Below are 25,192 nucleotides of genomic sequence, written 5' to 3'. Positions count from 1 at the left end.
GTCCGACCGGTAGCCGGCCGGCCCTTGATGCTTCTGGCCGGATTTCAGCGGAACCGCAACCTTCACGGTTCTTCTCGATCGCAATTCTTGTTGCAGGGCTGAAATCCGGGCTCTTTGGTCAGGCCGCGATCAATTCCCGCGCCGCCAGGAGTTGCACGCAGGCATTGGCGGCTTCCTTGCCCTTGACGGCGAAGTGCTCGAAGAAGAAGCGGTGATGCTCGGCGCTGTCATGGTAGTTGTGCGGGGTGAGCACCGCCGACAGCACTGGCACGCCGGTCGACAGCTGCACGTTCATCATGCCGTCGATCACCGCGCTGGCGACGAACTCGTGCCGGTAAATGCCGCCATTGACGACGAAGGCGGTGCCGAGGATCGCGGCATAGCGGCCGGTTTGGGCCAGGGTCTTGGCGTGCAGCGGAATTTCATAGGCGCCCGGCACGTCGAAGACATCGACGGCGAAGCGGTTCTCCCCAAGCGCGGAAAGCTCCGCTTCGAAGGCCTGCACACATTGGTCGACGATGTCGGCATGCCAGCGCGCCCTGATAACGGCGACGCGGGTCGTTTCATAGTCTTTATGGGAATGCTGATTCATGGGTCCATCCTTCCGTTTCGAACCAGAATCAGGACGCACGATACGGATTAAGCCCGCGAAAAGCGGGCCGGCTTCCGTTTCGTTCTCTTCCATCCGGACTGTAACCGTCGGCTCCGGATTCACACCGGATCTGCTGACCCCTCCGACCATCGGAGGGCGCTCGCGGGCTCAGGCCGAAACCTTTACCGCCGGTGGGGACTTTCACCCCGCCCTGAGAACTTTAACGGCTTTGTATGGAAGGGCAGGGGTGCCGCTGTCAACCGGACGAAGAGCCGATGACCAATACAGTCTGTCAAGTGGATCGGCGCCACGCCGCCGCCGACGCCGCAACCAGCATCAGCACTGCTGCGACCGCCGCGCATGTCGCAAAACCAAAGCTGGAATAAAGCGGCCCGAAGCTGGTGGTGCCGACGAAGACCGCAAGATAGGTTACCGCGCTGTTCAAGCCCATGATCGTGCCGCGGCGCGACGGATCGAGTGCTGACAGACGCATCACCAAGACGTTGAGGCCGAAATGATTGGCCAGTCCCCAAACGGCCACCATGGTCAAGGTCAGCCCGAAACTGCCGCTCGTCGCGGCCATTGCGACATAGACGACGGCGACCAGAAGGTAGGCGAATGGCATGACGCGTCGTGCACCCAGCCGATCGATGACGCCGTCGAGGAGAGCAGCGGTGCCGAACCCGATCCCATAGGCGAGTGCGGCGAGCCCATTGGCGCTGACCGGCTCTCCCAGCCCAACGTGAAGGTGGTCGCCGAGATAGCCATAGACACCATAGAAGGCGGTCATGAACGCGGCGCAGGCAATGAGAAGCGGGACGATGCCGGGAATGCCGAGCGCGTCCAGCGGGGTCGGTGCCGGACCGCTTTTCCTGACATCGTTTAGCGAGGAGAGTGAGAGGCCGGCCAGTGCAAGCACTGCCAGCAGAGCGACTGCTGCGAAGACGGCGCGCCAATGCACGAGATCGGCCAACACCGCCGACAGCGAGACGCCGGCCACCATGCTGAGCGTCCATCCGGTCAGCACGACGCCGATCGTGCCGCTCTCCCTGCCCGGTGGAGCGATGGCCGCCGCACTGGCATAGATCGCCGGCATGGCGATGCCTGCAGCGATGCCCGCCAGCAACTGTGCCGCGACCAGCATGACCACTGTGGGCGCCATTGCACTTGCTACCAGCGCTATCGCCAGCAACAGCAATGCGCCCTGCAGCATCCGGCGCGCGCCGAGGCGGTCGATGTAGCGGGCCAGGAACAGGGCGCTTGCGGAGGTGCCGAGGCCGAACGCGGCCGCCGCGATCATCACGGTCGGCACGCTGGTACCGAACGAGGAGGCCACGGCCGGTGCGATCGGACCCAGCACAAGCGAATTCGAGCCGATGACCGCGATGCATCCGGTCAGCAGGTAAGCCAGCGCCGGGATCGGCGCGCGAGCGCTAGGCGCCAGAGATGCAACTTGATCTGCGTTCGACATATCGTCATGATCGCCGTATTTTATTCAGCTGCAATCGGGAAATTGGCCATGGATGAAGAAACAGATGGTATTCCGCAGAACAAGGCTGCGACCCGCGACCTCGACGCGATAGACCGAAGAATATTAGGCGTCCTGGTCGATGACGCCACGATCAGCTACGCCGAACTGGGCGATCGCGTGGGCTTGTCGCCTCCTGCCGCGCATGAGCGGGTCAAACGCCTTCGGCGCAGCGGCGCCATCCGCAACACCGCGGCAATCATCGATCCCCGGGCGGTAAAAAAGCCTTTGCTTGCCTTTGTCCATATCGACACCAAAGGCTGGGGAAAAACCCCGGAGCTGATGGCGGTTTCGGAGTATCCGGAGGTCGAGGAGATCCATTCGGTTGCCGGCGACAGCTGCATGCTGCTCAAGGTGCGCACCGAAGACACCAGGGCACTCGAAGGACTGCTGTCGCGCCTTTACGAGACGCCTGGTGTCACCTCGACCCGCAGCTATGTGGTGCTGTCTACCTATCTCGAGCGGCCGGTGCAGCCCGGCACCACCACCGAGTGGCCAACGCCAAGGCATATGGCCAAGCCGCTGTATTGAGGTTCGACGGTCGGCTCCTAACCACGCTCGGGAAACAGCGCCTGCAGGCCTTCGCGCGACGCCTTGGCGATGCCACGCTCGGTGATCAGGCCGGTCACCAGCCGCGCCGGCGTCACGTCGAAAGCCGGGTTCGCTGCGGGCGTCGTCGCCGGCGAAATGCGCACCTGGGCAATCTCGCCGCTGGCGGTCTTGCCCCAGACCAGCGACACCTCGTCGGAAGAGCGTTGCTCGATCGGGATCTCGGCCAGACCGTCATGCACCGTCCAGTCGATGGTCGGCGACGGCAGCGCGACATAGAAAGGCACATCATTGTCGGCGGCGGCTAACGCCTTGAGATAGGTACCGATCTTGTTGCAGACATCACCACTGGCAGTCGTGCGGTCGGTGCCGACGATGACCATGTCGATTGAGCCGCGCTGCATCAGATGGCCGCCGGCATTGTCGACGATCAGCGTGTGCGGCACGCCGTGGCCGGCCATCTCCCATGCGGTCAGCTGGGCGCCCTGGTTGCGTGGCCGCGTCTCATCGACATAGACGTGGACCGGAATGCCAGCCTCGGTGGCTAGGTAGATCGGCGCGGTGGCGGTGCCGTAGTCGACGGTGGCCAGCCAGCCGGCATTGCAGTGGGTCAGGATGTTGACCGGTTCGCCCTGCTGCTTGCGCGCCGCGATCGCCTTGATGATGGCGAGGCCGTTCTCGCCGATGGCCCGGTTGAGGCCTACATCCTCGTCGGCGATTTCACCGGCGCGTCGGTAGGCTGCTTCGGCGCGTTGCTCTGCTGGCAATGGCCGCAGGAAGCGCCGCATCTCGTCCAGCGCCCAGCGCAGATTGATGGCGGTCGGGCGCGTCTCGTGCAACGTCTCCCACGCGGCATCGAGCGCCGCATCGGAGGGATCGTCGGCCATCTGCATGGCGACGCCATAGGCAGCGGTGACGCCGATCAGCGGCGCGCCGCGCACCCACATGTCGCGGATCGCGGTGGCGATGCCGTCAACCGTGCCGATCGTCTCGATGCGGAAATCATGCGGCAGCCAGCGCTGGTCGATGATCTCCACCGAACGCCCGTCGCCGCTCAGCCAGATGGTGCGATAGTGGCGGTCGCCGACGTTCAAATGCTGCTCTCCTGTTCGATCAGCGCGGCCAGTTGGTTGACCTCGCCGATGCTATGGATATGGCGCCGGTTGACGGCGATGTGACGGCCGAATTTCAGCGCCTTTGCCTCACAACTGGCGCGCAAATCCTCGTCGGCAATGGTCTCGAAATCGGCATTGTGGGCGAGACCGAGGATGCGCCGATGAACCTCGATGCCGGCAAAGCCGAGCAGATCGGTCCAGATCTGGTGCAGCACATGGTCGAGTGCCTGCTCGGCGCCGAGCCTGTCGCCCTGATCCTCGAACAGGCTCTTCTGATAGAGCATGCCGCTGCGTTCGGTGCGCCACAGATGCGAGAACTCCGCGCGGAACACTGACCAGGTCTCGACTGTCACCTCGAGCAGATAGGCGCGCATGGCATCGCGCTTTCCTTCCTGCTCGTGCCCGCGTTGCGAGAAGAACGACATCCAGAAATTGGCGAGCAGCATGCCGACATCGAAGGCCATCGGGCCGTAGAAGGCGAATTCCGGATCGATCATCCGGGTTTCTGTATCGGTGACCATGATCGAGCCGGAATGCAGGTCGCCATGCAGCAGCGTTTCGGCATTGGCGGCGAAGATGTGCTTCAGCCGCTGCGCCTCGACCTTGAGGTCGCGGTCCGCGCGCAATTCGGCGACGAGGCCGTCGAGCTGCGGCGAGGTGTGCCGGTTCATCCTGGCGTCGAAATAGGGGTCGGAAAACACCAGGCTCTCGGTGATGTCGCAGAGTTCGACATTGTCGGCGAACAGCGCCAGGTCGACCTTGCGGTCCTTGGCCGCCATGTACAGGTCGGAGCCGCGAAACAGCGTGCGGGCCATGAACAGGCCGATATCCCGAGCAATGTTCGGCAATCGCCGGCCTTCGATCAGCGCGCGGCGCAGGATGATGTGCGGCGGCGCTAGATATTCCATGATGATCAGCGCCTGGCTTTCGTCGAAATAATGGATCGCCGGCACCGAACCCGGCGCGCGCGCCTCTTGCCTTGTCAGCGCATGATATTCGAAGAAGGAGCGTTTCAAGGGCAGCGGCCAGCTGTCGCCGACCAGACGGACATAAGGCAGGGCCTGCTTGACCACCGCCGCACCGCTGGCGCCCTCGACGATGAAGACGAGGTTGAGATTGCCGTCACCGACCTCGCGGACCTTCCAGCGTGTGGTGTCATTGCCGATCTTCGCGCACAGCGCGTAGTTTGTGCCAAGGCGGGCAGCCAGGGTCTCGACCGACAGGGCTTCGAACGGCAATTCTTCAGTCATCGTCATCCTCCCGCTATGCGCGCCCCGAACATAATCGAGACGTGACGGTCGGGCCAAGCTAGGAAGCGATCTGGCAATTGTCAATCGTGTTGACAATTGACGATACAGGCCATAGCGTCATGTCAGGGAGGAACGCATGGTCGGCAATGCCGTGTTCCGCGTAGAGGGACTGAGGAAATCCTTTGGCCATAACGAGGTGCTTGGCGGCGTCTCGCTCGAATTGCATGCGGGCGAAGCGACCGTGCTGATGGGCGCCAACGGCGCCGGCAAATCCACCCTCGTCAAGATCATCTCCGGCGTCTACGAACGCGGTGGCGGCACGATGGCGCTTGCCGACCAGGATTTTGCACCGAAAACCCCGGCCGAGGCGATCCGCGCCGGCGTCGTCACCGTTCACCAGAACATCAATGACGGTGTCGTCGCCGATCTCGACGTTGCTACCAATCTCACTCTCGACAGGCTGAGTGGCAGCGGCGCGCCGACCCTGTTCAATCCGGCGCGCGTGCGCCGGGAGGCCAAGGCGGTCGCGGACCGCATGGGGCTGGCCATCGATCTGATGGCGCGGGTAAGCGATCTTTCGCTGGCCGATCGCCAGATGGTGGCGATTGCCCGTGCGCTGGCGCACCAGCCGAAAGTGCTGATTCTCGACGAGCCGACCTCATCGCTCTCCAGCACCGAGGCCGATCGGCTGTTTGCACTGGTCGACAGGCTGCGCAAGCAAGGCGTGGCCATCCTCTACATCTCGCACCGCATGTCGGATATCAGGCGACTTGCCGACCGCATCGTCTCCATGCGCGACGGGATCATCTCAGGCATCTTCGACAAGAAGCCGCTCGACTATGAAGGCGCGGTCAACGCCATGCTCGGCCGCAAGATCCATCTCGACCAGATCGTTGCCAGGAATTCGGCCAAGGCAATCCTGACGATCGAGGGCCTGCGCATCGCGCCAGGTGCCCGGCCGATCTCGCTGACGCTCGGCGACGGCGAGGTCGTTGCGATCACCGGCCTCGTCGGTGTCGGCAAGACGGTGCTTGCCGAGACGCTGTTTGGCGTGCGCCAGCCGCTCGCCGGCACCATGACGATGAGCGGCAAGCCCTATGCACCGCGATCGACGGGTGAGGCGATCGCCGCCGGCGTGTTCCTCGTCGCCAAGGACCGTGGTGAGAACGGCATTGTCGGCGGCTTCAACATCCAGGAAAATATCAGCCTGCCGTTTCACAAGCGCATGTCGCGTTTCGCTGTTCTCAGGCGCCGTCTCGAACGCGCCACGGCGCGCCGGCAGATCGAGGAACTGGGCATCGTCTGCCGCTCCGAGAAGGACGAGATGTCGGAGCTGTCCGGCGGCAACCAGCAGAAGGTAATGGTCGCCCGCTGGATGGCTCAGGATGCAAGACTGTTCATTCTGGACGAGCCGTTTCAGGGCGTCGACATTTCCGCGCGGCGCGACATTGCCGCCAAATTGAGAGCGAGTGCAAACGGCCGCGCCACGTTGTTGTTCGTCACCGAACTCGACGAGGCGCTGGAGACCGCCGATCGCATCCTGGTGATGTCGGAACAGACCATCGTCGGCGAGCATCGCAATGCCGACGTCGATCTCGATCGTCTGCTGGCCGAGGTGGCGGGCGGACCGCTGCACAGCGCCGCCTGAGGGTCGCGGTGAATAGGATTGGAGAGAGCATGGGTTCGAGTTGGGTAAAGACGGCAGCGGCGCGCGGGAGCGCTGAATGACGTCGCGCGACCACGCCATCCGCTACGGCTTCATCGTGCTCTTGTTCGGGCTCGTCGGCTATTTCGCCATTGCCGCCGACGGTTTCGTCTCTCCGCAAAGTGCCGTCTTCATCTTCCAATCGGTTGCCATCACCGGCGTGCTTGCACTCGGCGTCACCGCGACGCTCGTCGTCGGCGGCTTTGACCTGTCGATCGGCTCGGTCGCCACGTCGGCCATGATGGCGGCCGCCTATGTCATGGTGGTGCTGGAGCAGAACGCCTTCGTCGCGGTCGTCGTCTGCCTGCTGATCGGCGCCATTGTCGGCCTGATCAACGGCTGGCTGATCGTCTACATGCGCGTGCCTGATCTCCTGGCGACGCTCGGCATGATGTTCCTGCTCGTCGGCCTGCAGCGCATTCCGACCGAAGGCCGCTCGATCGCCACCGGCATGACCATGCCGGACGGCTCGGTCGCCAACGGCAAATTCTCTGACGCCTTCCTGGCGCTTGGCCGCCACCGCTTCGATTTCTTCATCCCCAACCTCATTCCGGTGTCGGTGGTGGTGCTGCTCGTGCTCGCCGTGCTGATCTGGTTCTTCCTCGAATACACCCGTTTCGGCCGCATGATGTATGCGGTCGGCAGCAACGAGCGTGCCGCCGAACTCGCCGGCGCGCCTGTCAAGGCATACAAGATCTGGGCCTACGTTATTTCAGGAGTTTTTGCCTCGATCGGCGGCATCTTGCTCGCCGCCCGGCTTGGACGGGGCGACATCGCCTCGGGTAATAATCTGCTGCTCGATGCCGTCGCTGCGGCGCTGATCGGCTACGCGGTGCTGGGTGCTGCCAAGCCGAACGCCTTCGGCACGGCCGTTGGCGCGCTGTTCGTCGGCATCTTGCTGCAAGGCCTGACGATGATGAACGCGCCTTACTACACGCAGGATTTCGTCAAGGGCGTGGTTCTGGTCGTCGCCCTTGTCTTCACCTTTGCGCTTTCGGGCAGGGGCAGGAGGTAGCTTTCGATCGGAACAGGATTTTGGGTTCAACAAGAGTGGAGGAAAACAAAGTGAGCATTACAAGAAGACTTCTGGGAAAGGTGGCGCTCGGATTGGCCGGCGCAACCATGCTGATGCAGGTTCCGGCGCTGGCCGCCGACAAGCCGGCGCCTTTCGACAAGCCCGGCGTCAAGATCGCGCTGGTGCGTTATCTCTCGACCGGTGACTTCTTCCAGGCCTATCTCAGCGGCGTCGAGGCACAGTCGAAGGCGCTCGGCATCGACCTGCGCGTGCTCGACAGCCGCCAGGACGCCGCGCTTCAATCCGACATGGTCGACCAGGCCATTGCGCTCGGCGTTCAGGGCATCATCATCCAGCACGGCCTGACAGAATCGATGAAGGACGCCGCACAGCGTGCGGTCGACGCAGGCATCAAGGTTGTGGCTTTCGACGTCAATGTCGAGAACCCCAAGATCCCGCAGGTCGAACAGTCCGACCGCGACTTGGCCCGCCTCGCGCTCGAGCAGGCGGTCAAGGACAATGGCGAGAGCTGGGATGCCGGCTATGTCTATGTCGCCGGTATCGCGCCGCTCGACCGCCGCAACGAGACCTGGGTCGACGTGAAGAAGAAATATGCCGGCATCAAGGAAGTCGCGATGTTCGGCACGCTCGACAATCCGATCGCCAACTCGGTCGCCAACCAGGCCCGCTCGGTGCTGTCGGCCCATCCCGACATCAAGGTGATGTTCGCCCCCTACGATGAATTCGCCAAGGGCGTGAAGATCGCCGTCGACGAAGCGGGCTTGAACAAGGGCATCAAGATCTATTCGGCCGATATCTCAACGTCCGATATATCAGCGATGCGCGAGCCCGACAGCGCCTGGGCCGCGACCGCCGCGACCAACCCGGCCGTCGTCGGCCAGGTCTCGGTGCGTGCGCTGGCGCAGCTGCTGGCCGGTGAAGATCCCGGCCACAACGTCGTCGTGCCGCCGACGCTGATCACCCAGAAGGACCTCATCGACAAGGACATCAAGAACATGGAGGATCTGTCGGCCAAGCTGCCGCAGTTCGCTCACGCCGATGTCGCGATGCCGGCCTGGATGCCGAACCCGAACGCGAAGTAAGTTCGCTATCGAGGGCCGCTTGCAGCCGCTTGCTGCGGGCGGCCTTCTTGCCGAATATTTGCAGGGCCGGCTCGCTTGTTCCGGCCCAAGGTTCGGTGCGTGTATGGAACCACAGACCGCAATCGAGGAAAATCTGTCCGGTGCCGTCGCCGGAACATTGCTTCGATGCCCGCAGGCCACCACCGGCGTCGTGGTGTTGGGCGGATCGAGTGGCCGCGTCGATGTCGGGCGCGCGCGGCTTTTTGCAAACGAGGGCTCATCTGCCTTGGCCCTGCAGTGGTTCGGCGGCGAGGGCCAGGCTCCCGGAATATGCGAAATTCCCCTCGAAACCTTCTTTGCGGCAACCAACTCTCTCATTGAAACAGGATGCCGCCGCATCGTCTACGTCGGCACATCCAAGCGTGCCGGGGCCTCACTGCTCGCGGCGGTCCATGACCCGAGAATCGACGCTGTGGTCGCAATCAGCCCGTCATCGGTGGTTTGGGGAAATATCGGCGCGGGCCGGGATGGTGTCAGCTGGCCCGAGCGATCCTCATGGTCGCTCGACGGTATTCCCCTACCGTTTGTGCCGACGGATCCGAATTGGACCCGAGAGTATGTGGATGGCCTTGTGTCCTACCGAGGACACTTTGAGCATTGTTTCAAAGCCTTCGAACGGGAAGCAAATGCGACAGCCATCCCCGTTGAGACCGCATCGGCCGAGATTCTGCTGGTTGCAGGTGGCGACGACGCGCTGTGGCCCTCCCTATGGTTCGCAATGGACATTGTTCGGCGGCGAGACAACAAAGGCAAGGTCACACATCTCGTTTCATCGCCGGGCGCGGGCCACCGCATTCTCTTGCCAGGTGAGAACACACCACGCTCCGCATTGCATGCACACGGAGGCAATGACGAGGCTGATTCAAGGCTTGGCAGAAAGGCTTGGGAAGGCATCCGGGAACTGCTGTAGCAGACCGGTTTCGGCTACTCGTTGAACAGATCGGAGTGAGAGCCGGTCCGAGCAAGCTGTAATTCGTCGCTGGCCACCCGATAGATCAAGAGCCAGTCCGGTTCTATGTGCGCGTCACGATAGCCTTTCCAGTCGCCTTTCAAGGGGTGGTCCTTATAACTCGCCGGTAGCTCGTTTCCGGCGATCAGCCGGCCGAGCAGTTCGCGCAATTTGCCAAGGTCTTTGCCACGCTTCTCAATACGTTTCACGTCGCGACGGAATTGCCCGGAGCGAACAGGCGTCAGCACATCAGATGCCCAAATCCTTGAACAGCTCATCGGCCGAGGCGAAACGCTTGCCCTTGCCCTGTTCCAATTCGGCCATGGCCTTTCGAGTGGTTGCGTTAGGCACCTTCACCGGAAAGGGAAATTCCTTGTCGGCAGCGACGCGAACCAAAAGCAGGCGGATGGCGTCGGAAACCGACAGGCCCATTGCCGCCAGGGCTTCTGTTGCCTGATCCTTTGTCGCCGTATCGATCCGAGCGCGGACCACGGTATCAGTTGCCATGTTATAACTCCTCTGAGTGAGCTACAATGTAGCTACGGATTGCTAGCTGCGCAAGCCGGTTGATGCTCTCTCAATCTACCGCAACGCCGCCGCGATATTGCCGCCGTCGACCGTCGTCACGTCGGCGGTGGTTCGGTCGGCCAGCGCGTGGTGCAGGAATGCCTGTGCCACGTCCTGCGCCGTCACTTCCTGGCCGAGCAGATTGCCGGACATGTAGTCCTTCTCCGACACGCCGCGCGCGCCCGAGCGGCTGGCGATCATGGCGTCGGTCAACAGGCCTGAGCGGATGCGGTCGGCGTTGACGGCGTTGGATCGGATGCCATACGCGCCATAGTCGAGCGCGTATTGCCTGGACAGGAACAGGGTCGCTGCCTTCGGCAAGCCATAGGCGCCGAACTTCGGGCCAGGATTGACTGCTTGTTTGGACGTGTTGAACAACAACACGCCGCCAGTGCCTTGTTCGAGCATGATGCGCACAGCGTTCTGCGCCACCGACTGATGGGCGAAGAAGTTGAGCTCGAAGCTTTTGCGCAAAAGCGCATCGTCGAGTTCGCCGATGCGGCCTTCCCAGGCAGCACCGGCATTGGACACCAGGATGTCGACACCGCCGAACACGGCGACCGCTCTGTCGAAGGCGGCACGCACCTGTGCCGGGTCGGTGATGTCGGTGGCGACGCCGATCGAATTGTTACCGGCCTTCTTCGCCGCCTCGGCGGCCTTCTCGGCATCGAGATCGACGACGACGGCGTGAGCGCCATTGTCGGCGAACAGTTTTGCTGTCGCCGCACCGATCGCGCCGGCGCCGCCGGTGATCAGCACGACCTGGCCGGTCAGCGGCTTCGGCTTGTTGGAGGCGAGCTTGGCCTGCTCCAGCGACCAGTATTCGAGCGGGAACAGGTCTGCCTTGGAGAGCGGATGGAAACGCCCGACCGCCTCGGCGCCGCGCACCGCCTCGATCCACATCTCGCCGACATCCGACGCGATCTTCGCATCCTTCAGAGTGCGGCCATGGCCGAACATGCCGAGGCCCGGCACCAACGTCAGCCGCGGCATCTGGTCGAGCATGGTGCGCTTGACGTCGTCGAGCGCGTCATTGGTCTCGAAATAGGCGCGGTAATCCTTGGCGAAGGCGTCGACATGGTCCTTGATCACCGCCTTGTAGTCGCCGGCCTTGTCGGCATCGGGCGCCGGCAGTGCCATCGGTCCGGTCTTGATGCGGATCGACAGATCGGGCGTCGACACGCCGCGTCCAGCATAATCGGCAATCTCGGTCGAATTGATGAAATCGACGATTGCCGGCGAAGTGCGGAAGTCGCTGATCATGCGGTCGAAGCGGCCTTCGCCGCGAGCCACTGCAACGGCACCACGCAGCATCGGCGCGATAGACGCCGGTGTCGCGAGCTTTGCCGGCAAGGCTGCCTTTGCTGCCTTGGGCTTGCCGCTTGCGGTAATGAAGTCCTCGGCGACATTCACATAGTGGATCATCCGGTCGTAGGCTTGTTTGGCGTCGTCGCCGAAGGTGAAGATGCCATGCTTGTCGAGGATCAGGCCCTCGACCGTGGGGTCGGCGTCGAAGATGTCGGCGGCCGCCTTGGCGAGGTCGAAGCCGGGCATGATGTAGGGCACATAGCCCATCTTGCTCCCGAACACCGTCTTCACCAGCGGTTTCGAATCTTCCTGGTCGACGATGGCCAAGATGGCAGTCGAGTGCGTGTGGTCGACGAATTTGTGCGGCAGGAAGGCATGCAGCAGCGTCTCGACAGAAGGATTGGGCGATGACGGGTCGATGAGGTTGGCGCGTTGCAGGGCAACCATGTCCTCGTCGGCCAGTTTGTTCAGCGCGCGCGCCTTGAGCAGTGGCTTGAGCTTGACCGCCGGCAGGCCCTGCGGCTCGATGACGCCCATATCCCAGCCGCTGCCCTTGACGCACAGCACGTCCCACTCGTCGCCGACAAGATCGACGGCCGTCGTCTTGCAGGAGGTGTTGCCGCCGCCATGCAGCACCAGTCTCGGTTCACCGCCCAGCAGCCGCGTCGTGTAGACGCGCAAGGCCAGGTCGCGGCCGACGCCCTTCCTTGCATAGTCGGCAACGAGCTTTTCGGCTGCATCGTCATTCCACAGGTTCTTCATGTTCGCTTCGTCCAATTGCTGTCTTCGATGGTGAAACAGGAATGCCGCGACGCTTTGATGACAATGCGACGGCGACGGGAGTGCTGATTGCTAGGAAGCCTTTTCTGTCGTGGCGGCCGCATGATCCAAGAGCCGCTGCGCCATGCGCGCGCCGACCACCAAATGCGTGCAAAGGCCACCGGCGATCGCCGCGAGCAGCGGTTCGAACTTGCTGTCCTCCTGTACGACCATCAGCCGCCGGGCGATGGCGCGCAGTGAGGCAAGTTCGGCGGAGATCACCCGCCTGTTATAACTGCAGTCGAGCACTTTGCCCCCGGCGTCGATGATCTGCCCGGCAATGACGCCGGCAGCGCCCTGCTTTCGCAGTTCCGCCATTTCACTTGGTGTCAGCGCGCCGCATTTGACCAGATGGCTGTCGGCATCGACCGCGCCGACCGAGTATAGCGCCAGATCGCATTCGCCGACGCCCGATAATTGTTCGCGGATCACCGGTTCGGCACGCAGCGCACGTGCCAGCTCTTCCGTCGACAGCACCAGCGGTGCGTAGAAGTTGAGCCCCTTGGCGTTCAGGCGCCGCGCGATCTCCATCGTGCACTGATCGGGCCGATAGGAATAGGGCGCGCCGAGATTGCCGCAGAGTTGCGCCACCGTGACATCCTGCAGGTCAGCATAGGACATGATGTCGGCGATCATGTAGACGGTCCGGCCCCAGGCGACGCCGATGCGGTCGCCCTTCTTGACCAGCTCGAGAAAGACGCTTGCCGCCAGCACGGCGATTTCCGTCGATGGGTCGGCGATATGGTCGTTTTCAGGCGCGATCCAGACGGCGTCGAGGTGCAGCGCATCTTCGAGTTTGCGCGCCAGCACATCGTCGGTGAAAAGTTGGGTCGAGGTCGAGATGTTGACGATGCCGGTCTCGCGCGCCTTGCGCAGATACATGGCGACCGAAGCGCGGGAAATGTTAAGCTGGCTTGCCACCTGGTCCTGCCGCAGGCCATGGGCATAATAGAGCCAGGCGGCCTTGTGGATAAGTTGTTCTGCCGGTCTGATCGCCATGCCATCTCCTCGGCTGACATTATTCACGGCTCTCGACAAAAGTCAAACTGGACACAGGTATGCGATGCCCTTTGGCGAGGCGAATCTGGATGATCATTGCGCCAAATGCGCCTCAACGGGGCATCGTTGATGGTGACGCGGCCCGAGGCCGTGATTAGAACGTCTAAAGAAAGAACGCGGGGAGTATGGGGATGGGCAATCCTTACGAACAGGATCTCGACAAGAACGCGGCCAACCATCAGCCGCTGACGCCGCTCACCTATCTGGAGCGCGCGGCCAGGACCTATCCCGACCATATCGCCATCATCCACGGCCGCCAGCGCATCGACTATCGCAATTTCTGGCATCGCTCGCTGAAGCTTGCCTCGGCGCTTCAGAAACGGGGCATCGGCAAGGGCGACACGGTCACCGTCATGCTGTCCAACACGCCGCCGATGCTGGAGGCGCATTTCGGCGTGCCGATGACCAAGGCGGTGCTGCATTCGCTCAACACACGCCTCGATGCCGCGGTCATCGCCTTCCAACTCGACCACGCGGAGACCAAGGTACTGATCGTCGACCGCGAGTTCTCCAGTGTCATCAAACAGGCCCTGGAACTGGCCAAGGTCAAGCCGCTGGTCATCGACTATGACGATCCCGACTACGCCGCCGACGCGCCGTACCCTAAAGGCGAGCGGATTGGCTCGCTCGACTATGAGGCCTTTGTCGCCGGTGGTGATGCGGATTTCGCCTGGTCGATGCCCGACGACGAATGGGATGCGATCTCGCTCAACTACACGTCGGGCACGACAGGCAATCCGAAGGGCGTGGTGTACCATCACCGCGGTGCCGCCCTGATGGCCTACACCAACACCATCCATGCCGGCATGGCCAAGCATGCGGTCTATCTGTGGACGCTGCCGATGTTCCACTGCAATGGCTGGTGCTTTCCCTGGACGCTCGCCGTCCAGGCCGGCACCCATGTCTGCCTGCGCTGGGTGCGGCCGAAGCCGATCTACGATGCGATTGCCGATCTCGGCGTCACGCATCTTTGCGGCGCGCCCGTGGTCATGTCGGTGCTGATCAATGCGAAGGACGGGGACAAGCGGGAGTTCCCGCAGACGGTCTCCTTCAACACGGCCGCCGCACCACCGCCGGAAGCCGTGCTGTCGGGGATGGCCGATGCCGGCTTTGCCGTCACCCATCTCTATGGCCTGACCGAGACCTATGGCCCCGCGGTCGTCAACGAATGGCACGGCGCCTGGGACGACCTCGAAAAGGGTGAACGCAGCGCCAAGAAGGCACGGCAGGGCGTACGCTATGCGGCACTCGAAGGCCTGACCATCATGGATCCTGAGACGATGCGGACGACGCCGGCGGACGGCGAGACCATCGGCGAGGTCATGTTCCGCGGCAACATCGTCATGAAGGGCTATCTGAAGAACCGCAAGGCGAGCGACGAGGCCTTTGCCGGCGGCTGGTTCCATTCCGGCGATCTCGGTGTCATGCACGCCGATGGCTACATCCAGCTCAAGGACCGCTCCAAGGACATCATCATCTCGGGCGGCGAGAATATCTCCTCGATCGAGGTCGAGGATGCGCTCTACAAACACCCCTCCGTCGCCTCTTGCGGTGTTGTCGCCAGGCCCGACGACAAATGGGGCGAGGTGCCCATCGCCTATGTCGAATTGAAGCCTGGCAAGTCGGCGACCGAGGCCGAGATCATCGAACACTGCCGCGCGCTGCTTGCCCGCTTCAAAGTGCCGAAGGCGGTGATCTTCGCCGAAATCCCGAAGACCTCGACCGGCAAGATTCAGAAGTTCCGGCTGCGCGAAATGGCAAAGGTCGCCTGAATCGCCGACAGTCTCTCGCGGAAAATATTCTCTACGGTCCGCATCCTCCGGTGGCTTCGTGACGTCTATCGAATGTCACCATCTGTCAACAATCGTACAAGTACGCCGAAATCGCATTGACAGGTCACTCGTTTCGATTTACGAGTGACGAAAATTGAAATTCGTCATTCGTAAAGCAACAGAGGTCATGTCCGAAGCCGCCACCATCGTCGCCGACGCCGCCCGACAGGAAAATGTGACGCGCATTCTCGATTGCGCCGAGCGCTTGTTCCGCCACTACGGCTACGGCAAGACCAATGTCGCCGACATCGCCCGCGAACTCGGCATGTCGCCGGCCAACATCTACCGCTTCTTCGCTTCCAAGGTGGAAATCCACCAGGCGGTCTGCGGTCGGATGCTCGGTGCAAGCTATAAGATGGCCTAGGTGATTGCCCACCTGCCGATCAGCGCCGAGGAGCGGCTTCGGCGCTACATACATGCCCAATACAAGATGACGATGGAAGTCATGCTCGACGAGCAGAAGGTCCACGAGATTGTCGTCGTCGCACTCGAACGGGACTGGGGCGTCATCGACAAGCATGTCGACAGCATTCACGACCTGTTTGCGGACGTGATCCGCGACGGCATCGAGGCCGGTGAGTTCAGGGAACAGGATCCGGTGATCGCGTCTCGGTGCTTCGGCGCCTCGACCGTCATCCTGTGTCATCCGCAGATGGTGGCGCAATGCCTTGCCAAGACCAACCGGGCGATGCCCGACGACCTGATCGACTATGCGATCAGGGCTTTGAAGTAATAGCCGCCGAACGCCGGTATCGACCGTTCATCTCCAGTCGGGAGTACAAGATGTCTTTGTCCAGTTCCATCCTCCGCAAACTGCCAGTTGCTGGCCTGATGGTCGCGGCCCTCGGGCTCGCCGGCTGCAGCCAAGAAAAAGCCGAGGTCAAGGAGATCATCCGGCCGGTCAAGGTCGTCGAGATCGCCCAGGCGCATGATAAGCGCACGCTCTCCTATTCCGGCTCGGTGCGGGCCCGCACCGAAAGCGCGCTGGCTTTCCGGGTCAACGGCAAGATCACAGAGCGCCTCGTCGACATCGGCCAGCACGTGGCCTCGGGCGATGTGCTCGCCCGCATCGATCCCATCGACTACGACCTTTCGGTCAAGAGCGCGCAGGCAGCCCTTGATGCCGCCGATCGGCAGGTCGAGACATCGGAGCTTGCCCGCAAGCGCGCCGAACAGCTGTTCGACAAGAAGTTCGCGCCGAAATCGCAGCTGGAGCAGGCGACCTTGGCCTACGACCAGGCCGTCGCCACCCGCGATTCCGCCCGCTCGACGCTTGCCCAGGCCAGGAACCAGGTTGGCTATACCGATCTCAAGGCCGACAGGGATGGCATCATCACCGCAGTCAGCGCCGATGTCGGCCAGGTGGTCGGCTCCGGCTCGCCGGTGGTCACCGTCGCGGTCGACGGCGAAAAGGAAGTGCTGATCGCCGTTCCGGAAATGGAAATCGCCGAATTCAAGCCGGGCAAGGTCGTCAAGGCGGGCTTCTGGTCCGACGACGCGTTGGCGCTGGACGGCAAGGTCCGTGAAGTCGCCGGCAGCGCCGATCCGCAATCGCGCACCTTTGCCGTCCGCGTCAGCCTGCCAAACGACCCACGCGTGCTTCTCGGCATGACCGCCAGCATCGAAGCCTCGGCCGCCAATGAACGGCAGCTCGTCTCGATCCCGCTGAGCGCATTGGCTGAGAAAGACAGCCAGTCGATCGTCTGGACCGTCGATCGTGGCGCCGATACCGTTCATGCCCGTCCGGTCAAGGTCGCGAAGTTTGCCGCCGATGGCGTGCGTGTCGCAGAGGGTCTGAAGCCCGGCGACGTCGTGGTCGCTGCCGGCACGCAGTTCATGACCGAGAATCTCAAGGTGAAATTCGCCGGTGACACGGTGCTGCAATCCGCCTCTGCGGCGGGTGACGGCGGCGACACCAAGCAGGTGCGCTGACGAAAGACAACCGGCTGCGCGTTCCCGCAGCCGCTGGTTTCCGGGCGGCAAGCGCCCACCCGAGACGCTCGATTGATGTAACCCCCACATCGATTTCGCGTCCCACCGCGATGAGCGTTTCTCCTCTCGGAGAGCCTTGCCGCCCGGAAGCCAATACCGAACCTCGATTGCTGAACAGATGGATCTGCATCCATGACCAATTCCACGGAAGAGAAGCGGCCCTTCAACCTGTCGCGCTGGGCAATCGGCCACCCCGCCATTGCGCGGTTCCTGTTTGGCCTGATCATCATTTCCGGCGCGCTCGGCCTGATGCGCATGGGCCAGAAGGAAGATCCCGATTTCACCTTCCGGGTCATGGTCGTCCAGGCAATCTGGCCGGGCTCGTCGATCCAGGAGATGGAAGACCAGGTCGTCAACAAGATCGAGCGCAAGCTGCAGGAGACGCCGCATCTCGACTTCGTCCGCTCCTTCACCCGCGCCGGCAGCGCCATCATCACGGTCCAGATCAAGGGTGACACCAACACCGCCGAGGTGACCGACGCCTTCTATCAGGTGCGCAAGAAAGTCGGCGACATATCAGGCGACCTGCCGCAAGGCCTGCTCGGCCCCTATTTCAACGACGAATTCGGCGACACCTTCATCACGCTGCATTCGATCAGCGGCGACGGCTTCAGTTATCCCGAGTTGAAGAAGTTCGCCATCCAGGCGCGCGACATGCTTTTGACGACGCCCGGCGTCGAGAAGGCCGTCATCATCGGCGATCAGCCGGAAAAGCTCTATATCGACGTCTCGTCCAAGGCGCTCGCCGAACGCGGCCTGACGCTGACCGATCTGCAGAACGCGATCAAGGGACAGAACAATGTCGATCCGGCCGGATCCGTCGACACCGGCACCAATTCGGTGCGCATTGCCGTCGAAGGCGACGTCGCCAAGGTCGAGGATATCAGGAACCTGCGCTTGCGCGCCGGCGGCCAGGTCACAAGGCTGGGCGACATCGCCACGGTGACTTCAGGTCTGGAAGACCCGTTCCAGCGCAAATACCGCTTCAACGGTCATGACAGCGTGCAGCTTGGCGTCGTCATGGCCAAGGGATTTAAGGTCACCGATGTCGGCAAGGACGTCGAGGCCACCTACAAGCGCTTCGAGGAGACGCTGCCCTATGGCGTTTCGGTCGACCAGATTTCCGATCAGCCGGGCGTCGTCACGGATGCGGTGGCCGAGTTCATGCATGCGCTCGGCGAAGCGCTGCTGATCGTGCTCGTCGTCTCGTTCCTGTCGATCGGCTGGCGCTCGGGCCTGATCATCGCCATCACCATCCCGCTGGTGCTCGCTGCCACCTTCGCCATCATGTACGAACTCGGCATCGACCTGCAGCGCATCTCGCTCGGCGCCCTGATCATCGCGCTCGGCCTGCTTGTCGATGATGCCATGATCGTCGTCGAGATGATGGAGCGGAAGCTGGAAGAGGGGCTGGTCAAGATCGAGGCGGCAAGCTTCGCCTATTCCTCGACCGCCTTCCCGATGCTGACCGGCACGCTGATCACCACGGCCGGCTTCATCCCGGTCGGCTTCGCCGCCTCGACGGCCGGCGAATATGTCCGCACCCTGTTCTATGTCGTCGGCATCGCGCTGGTCGTCTCCTGGTTCGTCGCGGTGTATTTCACGCCGTGGCTTGGCAACATGATCCTCAAGCAGCGCAAGCATGCTGGCAGCCACCACGACGCCTTCGACACGCGCTTCTATCGCCGGCTGCGCGGAACCGTCGGCTGGGCGGTGCGCCATCGCATCATCGTCCTAGCCATGACTTTGGTCACCTTCGGCACCAGCCTGTGGGCCTTCCAGTTCATCCCGCAGAACTTCTTCCCGCAATCGTCGCGTCCGGAAATCCTCGTCGACCTCTGGCTGCCGGAAGGCACCAGCATCAAGGAGGTCGAGGCACAGGCCAAGGCGCTCGAAGCCAAGATGATGGACGACAAGGACAAGCGCTTCATCGCTACCTATATCGGCGAAGGCGCGCCGCGCTTCTTCCTGCCGCTGGACCAGCAGCTGAGCAACCCGAACTTTGCCCAGCTGCTCGTCATGGCCAATGACGAACCGGCCCGCGAACGGCTGATCGTCAAATTGCGCACCGTCCTGGCCGAGGATTTTCCGTCGATCCGCGCCAAGGTCGACCGTCTGTTCCTCGGTCCGCCGACCGGATGGCCGGTGCAGATGCGCGTCATGGGGCCGGATCGCCAGGAGGTGCGCCGCATCGCCGACCAGGTGAAGGCGAAGTTCAGCGAGGATCCGCTACTCGGCGCAGTCCATGACGATTGGCTCGAGCCGGTGCCGGCCATGAAGCTGGACATCGACCAGGATCGCGCCCGTGCGCTCGGCGTCACCTCGCAGCGCATCCGCCAGACGCTGCGGGCGGCCATGTCCGGCGTGCCGCTCGACGACTTCCGCAACGGCGAGGAGACGGTGTCGATCGTCGCCCGCGAGCCGGATGCCAGCCGCAGCCTGCTGTCCTCGGTCGACTCCGTCTATATTCCGACCGATTTCGGCGGCTCCGTGCCGCTGTCGCAGGTGGCCAAGGTTGTGCCGGTGCTGGAGCAAGGCATCGAATGGCGCCGCGACCGCTTGCCGACCATCAGCGTGCGGGCGACGCTGCCGGATGGCGTGCAGTCAAACGACGTCATCACCAAAATGTACAAGGACATGCAGGGCCTGCGTGACGGGCTGGCGCCCGGCTACAAGATCGAGATCCAGGGCGGTGCGGAGGATTCGGCGGAAAGCCAGGCTTCGATCGCCGCCAAGGCGCCGATAATGCTGGCCGTCATCGTCGTGCTGTTGATGATCCAGCTGCAGCATTTCGGCAAGGCGATGCTGGTTCTGGCGACCGGTCCTCTCGGCATCATCGGTGCTGCGGCGGCCCTTTTGATCAGCGGCGCGCCGTTCGGCTTCGTCGCCATCCTCGGCGTCATCGCTCTGCTCGGCATCATCATGCGCAACTCGATCATCCTGGTCGACCAGATAGACCAGGACATTGCGAGAGGCATGGACCGCTACGAAGCGATCGTCGGCTCGGCCGTGCGCCGCTTCAGGCCGATCGTGCTGACAGCGATGACGGCGGTGCTTGCACTGATCCCGATCTCGCGCGGCGTGTTCTGGGGGCCGCTCGCCTACGCCATGATGGGCGGCATCCTCGTTGCCACCGTGCTGACCATCCTGGTCCTGCCGGCGGGCTACGCCCTGTTCTTCGGCCGCGAGCCCAAGAGGATTGCCGCGAAGGAAGACGATTTGGCATCCAGCAAAGTAGCCGAAAGGCCTCGACTGGCCTTGGCGGCTGAATAAACGATATCGGCCGGTCGAGTTTCGACCGGCCGATTGTCCATCCTGTTAAGGCTTTCCGCTGCCGGCCTTTTCGGGAAGTCGTCAGATGACGAAAAACCAGTTGGCCAGCAGCATCACCACCACGCCGGCGACCAGCGTCAAATAGGGCAGCATGCCCGCCTTTTTGACCGCGAGGTCGGCTCCCGTCATGCCGAGGTCGGCCAGCATGTGGTCGGGGAACTTGCCCTTGTCCTGGACGTAGTGGCGGAAGCAGAACACCGGGATGATCAGCGCCGCTGTGATCAGTCCTGCCCACAGCGCCATCGGGTTCCACACCTTGGCGCCGGCGCCCATGAAGATGGCGTTGACATAGGCGAAGATCGCCCCGATCCCGAGCAGCCAGCTCGGCGCCTTCCAGGGCCGCGCGATATGGCCGTTGTCGATGCGGTGGATCCAGCCGGCGTTGAGGTTGAGGAAGTTGAAGATGATGTAGCCGCAGTTCGACACGGCGAGGATGAAGAAGAAGCTCGTCGCGTCGGCCGAGGCGATGGCCAGCACGATCAGGTTGAAGACGAGATCGGTCCACATGGCGCGGGTCGGTGCGCCGTGCTCGTTGACATGGCTCAGATAGCGCGGCAGCCAGCCGTCGACCGAGCCCTGGTAAAGCGTGCGCGAAGAGCCGGCCATGGCGGTCATGATGCACAGCACCAGCGCCAGGATCATCAGCATTACCAGCAGGCTGTGGATCAGCGCGCCGCCACCGACCATGCCGGCCAATGCGTCGGCGACGCCGGAGCCGTCGACGATCGGCGTGGCCAACATGCCGTTAAGGCCGAGCACGCCCTGGAAGGTGAAGGGCACCAGGATGAACAGCAGCATGCACAAAAGGCCGGAATAGAAGATCGCCTTGAAAGTGTCGGTACCGGGGTTCTTGAACTCCGAGGTGTAGCAGACGGCGGTCTCGAAGCCGTAGGTCGACCACGCGGCGATGAACATGCCGCCGAGCACCAGCGTCCAGCCAGCGATATTCCAGACGCCGGGTTCTGGCGCATAGGCAGCCGCCAGCGGTACAAATGGCGAAAAATTCGCCCAGTTGATCTGGCCGGTGATGATCGGCACGACGCCGACGATCAGCATCGGGATGATGACCAGCAGGCCGATATACTTTTGCACGTTGGCCGTCCCGAGGATGCCGCGATGCTGGATGGCGAAGATGATCAGCATCAGCACCGCGCCGATGAAGAAAGTCGCGTTGAACGTGAACGAGACCGGTCCCAGCGTGTGGCTGTAGAGCGTCCAGTTGCGGATCGCCGGCGTTGCGGCGGCTGTCACCGCCGTGATGGCGTCGGCGGCACTCGTTCCGGCATGCGCGGCGATATAGGCGACGACATCCGGCGAGGCGTCGGTGAACAGCGGCACCGGCGCCAGCGCGTTGAGAATGTAGGCGGCGGCGATCGAGCAGCCGAGCGACAGCACCGGCGACCAGGCGAACCAGTTGCACCAGACCGACAGCGGCGCGATGAATTTGGAATAGCGCAGCCAGGCCGTGGCGCCATAAATCGAGGCGCCGCCGGATTTGTTCGGGAACAGGCCGGCGATCTCGGCATAGGTGAAGGATTGCAGGAAGCCCATGATCATGGAGGCGATCCAGATCGCGAAGGCCAACGTTCCGGTCGTGCCGGCAATGCCGCCGATCGAAAACAGGACGAGGGCAGGGACGCCACTCGCCACCCAGAAGGCGCCGCGCCAATCGATATTCCGGTGCAGCTTGCCTTCTGCAAGCGGCTCCAGGGCAGTCGTTATCGTGCTCATGTGTCTTTGTTCCCCTTTTTTGATGTTCCCCGTTCGTGACGGCCGCGACTTCGCGAGGCTTCATCATCGACGCACGCATTGAGCGACTGCGTGTTTCCACTCAGTCGTATTTTTTTCTTAACAGTGAAGATTGATCCGACACGCTTTCAGGTCAAGCGTTTTGTGAAGCCATGCACATCACGCTTGTGAGCGTAGGATTCACGCGACCAGTGAAATTACAGACCGGCCGACCTGTTTGTCATGAAAACGGTCCTCATGAGCGCGGTTTTATCTTCTGCGGATCGTAATGTGCGAAGGCAACGACCCGCGCCGGCAGCCGCTTGGCATGGCCATCGAGCTTGCCGATCTCGACCTCGGTGCCAATCGCCGAATGAGTGACGTCGAGCCTGGCCAATGCGATGTTCTTGTTCAGCACCGGCGAACGCATCCCTGAGGTGACGACGCCGATCTGGGCGCGGCCGACATGCACACAGTCGCCGTGGCCGACTGCGACATTGGCGTCGATGTCGAGCCCGACCAGCTTCGTCTGCGGGTGCTCCTTGCGGCGGATCAGCGCCTCGCGGCCAATGAAGTCATCGGTCTTGCTTGTCAGCGGCACGGTAAAACCGATGCCGGCCTCGAACGGATCGGTCTGGTCGGAGAATTCGTAGCCGGCGAAGATCAGCCCGGCCTCGATACGCACCATGTCGAGTGCCTGCAGCCCCATCGGCTTCAATCCGTGCGGCTGGCCGGCCTCCCAGATAGCGTCGAACACTTTTTCGGCGTCGCGCGGATGGCACCAGATCTCGTAGCCGAGCTCGCCGGTGTAGCCGGTGCGCGAGACGACGACCGGAATGCCGTTGCCCCCACCGATGCGGGCGACGGCGAAACGGAACCATTCGAGCTCGTCGATCGACGGCTGCAGCGGCGACGTCCAGATGACTTCACGCAGGATGTCGCGGCTCTTCGGCCCTTGCATGGCGACATTGTGCATCTGGTCGGTGGAGGAACGCACCAGCACGTTGAGCCCCAGCTTTGCCGCTGTCTCGCGCAGCCATTCGCCGGACAGATCATCGCCGCCGACCCAACGGAAATTATCCTTGCCGAGGCGCAGCAACGTGCCGTCATCGATCATGCCGCCATGCTCGTAGCACATGGCGGAATAGACGACCTGGCCGACGCCGAGCTTCTTGACGTCACGGGTCAGCGTGTACTGCAGCAGCGCTTCGGAGTCGGGACCAGTGACCTCGAACTTGCGCAGCGGCGACAGGTCCATGATCACCGCATCCTGCCGGCAGGCCCAGTATTCGGCGATCGGTCCGTCCTTGGCGAAGGAGTTGGCCAGCCAGTAGCCCCTGTACTCCTGGAAGTTGCGGGTGTGCTTGGCAAAGCTCGAATGAAAGGAGGTCTCGCGGGTCATTTTCGGTTCCGAATCAGGCGTCATGCGTCTGGCGATCGCTCGCGAGAATTTGTGCTGGCCGGAATAGGTGCGCACATGGATGTCGGTCGGGTTCCAGCCATTGGCCGGCGTCGTGTCGTCGGGACAGGCGGAGGAAACGCAGACGATGTCGGTGAGCGCGCGCAGCAGCACATAGTCGCCGGGCCGCGACCATGGCTCATCGGACACCATCACGCCACGCGCGTCGATCGCGGTGTTGAAGAAGAAGTTGATCGCCATCCAGCCGGCACGAGGATTGACGCCTCTGTCCGCCAGCGCGCGATTGAAATTCTCCGAGCAGTTGGCGTGGCCGGGATAGCCGATATCGTCGTAATATTTGGCTGCGCAGGCGAGCGCGAACGCATCATGCCGACCGCATGTGTCCTGCACCACTTCGACCAGCGGCTCCATGTCCTGGTCGTAATATTTCGAATGCAGGCCGGGCATCGGATAGCTCGCACCCATCAGCGTGCGGGTCGTCGTCACGTCGAGTGGCTGGTCGAAGCCCTTGTCCAGCTTGCGCGCCGAAAAGCACTGGAAGTCGGTGCACTGGCGCCCATCGACATCGATGATCTGCAGATAGTCGCCCGCCTTGACGAAATAGGACTGCGCCGTCGCCGAATGTACGCGCAAATCCAGCACCGGATCGGCCAGCGGATCGGCCAGTTGCGATTTCGCCGCCGGGCGGATCGTGGCGCGGCGCACGATAACCGTGAGCGGAGTCGCCGTGTCATGGCCATCGACCAGCATCGGCCCGCCGGGCGCGGCGACGACCATCGAGCCGTCGCGCGCGACGGTGAAAGCCTGCTCGGTGCCGGCAGGCGTGGAACCGCCGAACACGCGCACCGCCTTGGCCTGGTCCAGATGCACCTGCCGGCGCGCGAGCCCGCCCCGCAGGGATGCGAGACTATCGTCGCCCTCGGCCAGCAGCGCCTTGATGCCGGCCGCATTGCTGTTCGATGTTTCTCCAAAAATGTCGGAGCCGGTCGCGCCGGTCTTGTCCCAGGCCAGCAATTCGCAGGCCTGGCCGCCCTCGACATTGCGCACGGTGATCGTATCGCCGGCCTCGATGTCGATCAGCACCGCGCCGTTGCCCTGGATCGTATAACGCTCCATGCCCGGCGGCAGCGCAATCTGGCCGGGCCTCAGGATGAGGCTCGGCCGGGGCGGTCCGGCTGCAATTGCGGGGTAGGGCGACTGGCTCATCTCTGCCTTGCGGTTCGAGAAACAAGTTTGCCTGTGTGTAAAATTATTTTAGCAGCAAGAATAGCAGTGCGGTTGGGTTTGGC

The 25,192-nt window shown here is 62.8% G+C and carries 18 protein-coding genes, 1 pseudogene and 1 riboswitch; of the genes and pseudogenes, 9 read left to right on the top strand and 10 right to left on the bottom strand.

Features of this window, described 5'->3' with window-relative positions; translation table 11 throughout:
• Window positions 1–118: 118 nt before the first annotated feature.
• Together NKJ90_RS26250 and NKJ90_RS26245 are read right to left on the bottom strand one after the other, a co-directional pair.
• Window positions 119–592, bottom strand: a complete 474-nt coding sequence (locus NKJ90_RS26250) for a 6,7-dimethyl-8-ribityllumazine synthase (protein WP_352487136.1) — start codon at window positions 590–592, stop codon at window positions 119–121.
• 77 nt (window positions 593–669) lie between these two features.
• Window positions 670–815: riboswitch (FMN riboswitch) on the bottom strand.
• 69 nt (window positions 816–884) lie between these two features.
• Window positions 885–2,063 carry an MFS transporter gene (locus NKJ90_RS26245; protein WP_023758985.1) on the bottom strand — a complete coding sequence of 393 codons (1,179 nt, stop codon included), beginning with the start codon at window positions 2,061–2,063 and terminating at the stop codon, window positions 885–887.
• Window positions 2,064–2,111: 48 nt separating this feature from the next.
• On the opposite strand from NKJ90_RS26245, the gene NKJ90_RS26240 reads away from it, so the two are divergent.
• Window positions 2,112–2,651 carry an Lrp/AsnC family transcriptional regulator gene (locus NKJ90_RS26240; protein ID WP_023758986.1) on the top strand — a complete coding sequence of 180 codons (540 nt, stop codon included), beginning with the start codon at window positions 2,112–2,114 and terminating at the stop codon, window positions 2,649–2,651.
• Between the two features lie 17 nt (window positions 2,652–2,668).
• On the opposite strand, the gene mtnA is transcribed toward NKJ90_RS26240, so the two are convergent.
• Window positions 2,669–3,763: an S-methyl-5-thioribose-1-phosphate isomerase gene (mtnA, locus tag NKJ90_RS26235; RefSeq protein ID WP_023758987.1), complete on the bottom strand. Its 1,095-nt coding sequence runs from the start codon at window positions 3,761–3,763 to the stop codon at window positions 2,669–2,671.
• Window positions 3,760–5,034 (bottom strand): S-methyl-5-thioribose kinase, encoded by a 1,275-nt coding sequence (mtnK, locus tag NKJ90_RS26230; protein WP_023758988.1) that lies wholly within the window; start codon window positions 5,032–5,034, stop codon window positions 3,760–3,762. The genes mtnA and mtnK overlap by 4 nt, the downstream gene beginning before the upstream one ends.
• Window positions 5,035–5,170: 136 nt before the next feature.
• Here mtnK and NKJ90_RS26225 point away from each other — a divergent pair, with 136 nt between their 5' ends.
• The 4 genes from NKJ90_RS26225 to NKJ90_RS26210 all read left to right on the top strand — a co-directional run bounded on the left by NKJ90_RS26225 (window position 5,171) and on the right by NKJ90_RS26210 (window position 9,806).
• Window positions 5,171–6,682, top strand: a complete 1,512-nt coding sequence (locus NKJ90_RS26225) for a sugar ABC transporter ATP-binding protein (protein ID WP_023758989.1) — start codon at window positions 5,171–5,173, stop codon at window positions 6,680–6,682.
• A gap of 76 nt (window positions 6,683–6,758) precedes the next feature.
• Window positions 6,759–7,754 (top strand): ABC transporter permease, encoded by a 996-nt coding sequence (locus tag NKJ90_RS26220; protein WP_023758990.1) that lies wholly within the window; start codon window positions 6,759–6,761, stop codon window positions 7,752–7,754.
• Window positions 7,755–7,804: 50 nt separating this feature from the next.
• A complete protein-coding gene (locus tag NKJ90_RS26215; protein ID WP_023758991.1) occupies window positions 7,805–8,857 on the top strand; it encodes a substrate-binding domain-containing protein in 1,053 nt (350 codons plus the stop codon).
• 103 nt (window positions 8,858–8,960) lie between these two features.
• Entirely contained in the window at window positions 8,961–9,806 is an 846-nt protein-coding gene (locus NKJ90_RS26210) for an acyl-CoA thioester hydrolase/BAAT C-terminal domain-containing protein (protein ID WP_023758992.1), read from the top strand.
• A gap of 14 nt (window positions 9,807–9,820) precedes the next feature.
• Here the strand turns inward: NKJ90_RS26210 and NKJ90_RS26205 are convergent, their stop codons facing one another.
• The 4 genes from NKJ90_RS26205 to NKJ90_RS26190 form a co-directional block, all read right to left on the bottom strand.
• Complete coding sequence (locus tag NKJ90_RS26205) at window positions 9,821–10,093, bottom strand: type II toxin-antitoxin system RelE/ParE family toxin (protein ID WP_023758993.1); 273 nt, start codon at window positions 10,091–10,093, stop codon at window positions 9,821–9,823.
• A gap of 1 nt (window position 10,094) precedes the next feature.
• Window positions 10,095–10,352, bottom strand: a complete 258-nt coding sequence (locus tag NKJ90_RS26200; RefSeq protein ID WP_023758994.1) for a type II toxin-antitoxin system RelB/DinJ family antitoxin — start codon at window positions 10,350–10,352, stop codon at window positions 10,095–10,097.
• Between the two features lie 75 nt (window positions 10,353–10,427).
• Window positions 10,428–12,482: a bifunctional aldolase/short-chain dehydrogenase gene (locus tag NKJ90_RS26195; RefSeq protein ID WP_023758995.1), complete on the bottom strand. Its 2,055-nt coding sequence runs from the start codon at window positions 12,480–12,482 to the stop codon at window positions 10,428–10,430.
• A 90-nt stretch (window positions 12,483–12,572) separates the two neighbouring features.
• A complete protein-coding gene (locus tag NKJ90_RS26190; protein ID WP_023758996.1) occupies window positions 12,573–13,538 on the bottom strand; it encodes a sugar-binding transcriptional regulator in 966 nt (321 codons plus the stop codon).
• A gap of 191 nt (window positions 13,539–13,729) precedes the next feature.
• Between NKJ90_RS26190 and NKJ90_RS26185 the strand changes: the two genes are divergently transcribed.
• The 4 genes and pseudogenes from NKJ90_RS26185 to NKJ90_RS26170 all read left to right on the top strand — a co-directional run bounded on the left by NKJ90_RS26185 (window position 13,730) and on the right by NKJ90_RS26170 (window position 20,695).
• The gene (locus NKJ90_RS26185; RefSeq protein WP_023758997.1) at window positions 13,730–15,370 is read left to right on the top strand and encodes an acyl-CoA synthetase; all 1,641 of its coding nucleotides are present in this window, start codon (window positions 13,730–13,732) and stop codon (window positions 15,368–15,370) included.
• 187 nt (window positions 15,371–15,557) lie between these two features.
• A pseudogene (locus tag NKJ90_RS26180) lies at window positions 15,558–16,163 on the top strand (TetR/AcrR family transcriptional regulator).
• Between the two features lie 50 nt (window positions 16,164–16,213).
• A complete protein-coding gene (locus tag NKJ90_RS26175; protein ID WP_023758999.1) occupies window positions 16,214–17,362 on the top strand; it encodes an efflux RND transporter periplasmic adaptor subunit in 1,149 nt (382 codons plus the stop codon).
• 192 nt (window positions 17,363–17,554) lie between these two features.
• Window positions 17,555–20,695: an efflux RND transporter permease subunit gene (locus NKJ90_RS26170; RefSeq protein ID WP_023759000.1), complete on the top strand. Its 3,141-nt coding sequence runs from the start codon at window positions 17,555–17,557 to the stop codon at window positions 20,693–20,695.
• Window positions 20,696–20,776: 81 nt separating this feature from the next.
• Here NKJ90_RS26170 and NKJ90_RS26165 read toward each other — a convergent pair whose 3' ends face one another.
• Both NKJ90_RS26165 and NKJ90_RS26160 read right to left on the bottom strand, forming a co-directional pair.
• The gene (locus tag NKJ90_RS26165; RefSeq protein WP_023759001.1) at window positions 20,777–22,486 is read right to left on the bottom strand and encodes a trimethylamine N-oxide permease; all 1,710 of its coding nucleotides are present in this window, start codon (window positions 22,484–22,486) and stop codon (window positions 20,777–20,779) included.
• Between the two features lie 253 nt (window positions 22,487–22,739).
• On the bottom strand, window positions 22,740–25,109 hold the full coding sequence (locus NKJ90_RS26160) for a trimethylamine N-oxide demethylase (protein WP_023759002.1): 2,370 nt from the start codon (window positions 25,107–25,109) through the stop codon (window positions 22,740–22,742).
• Window positions 25,110–25,192 lie beyond the last annotated feature (83 nt).

The organism is Mesorhizobium sp. M0051 (genome assembly GCF_040323235.1).
Lineage (GTDB): Bacteria > Pseudomonadota > Alphaproteobacteria > Rhizobiales > Rhizobiaceae > Mesorhizobium.
The sequence above is the reverse complement of the archived record's forward strand: the minus strand, read 5'-3'. Positions and strand labels throughout refer to the sequence as shown.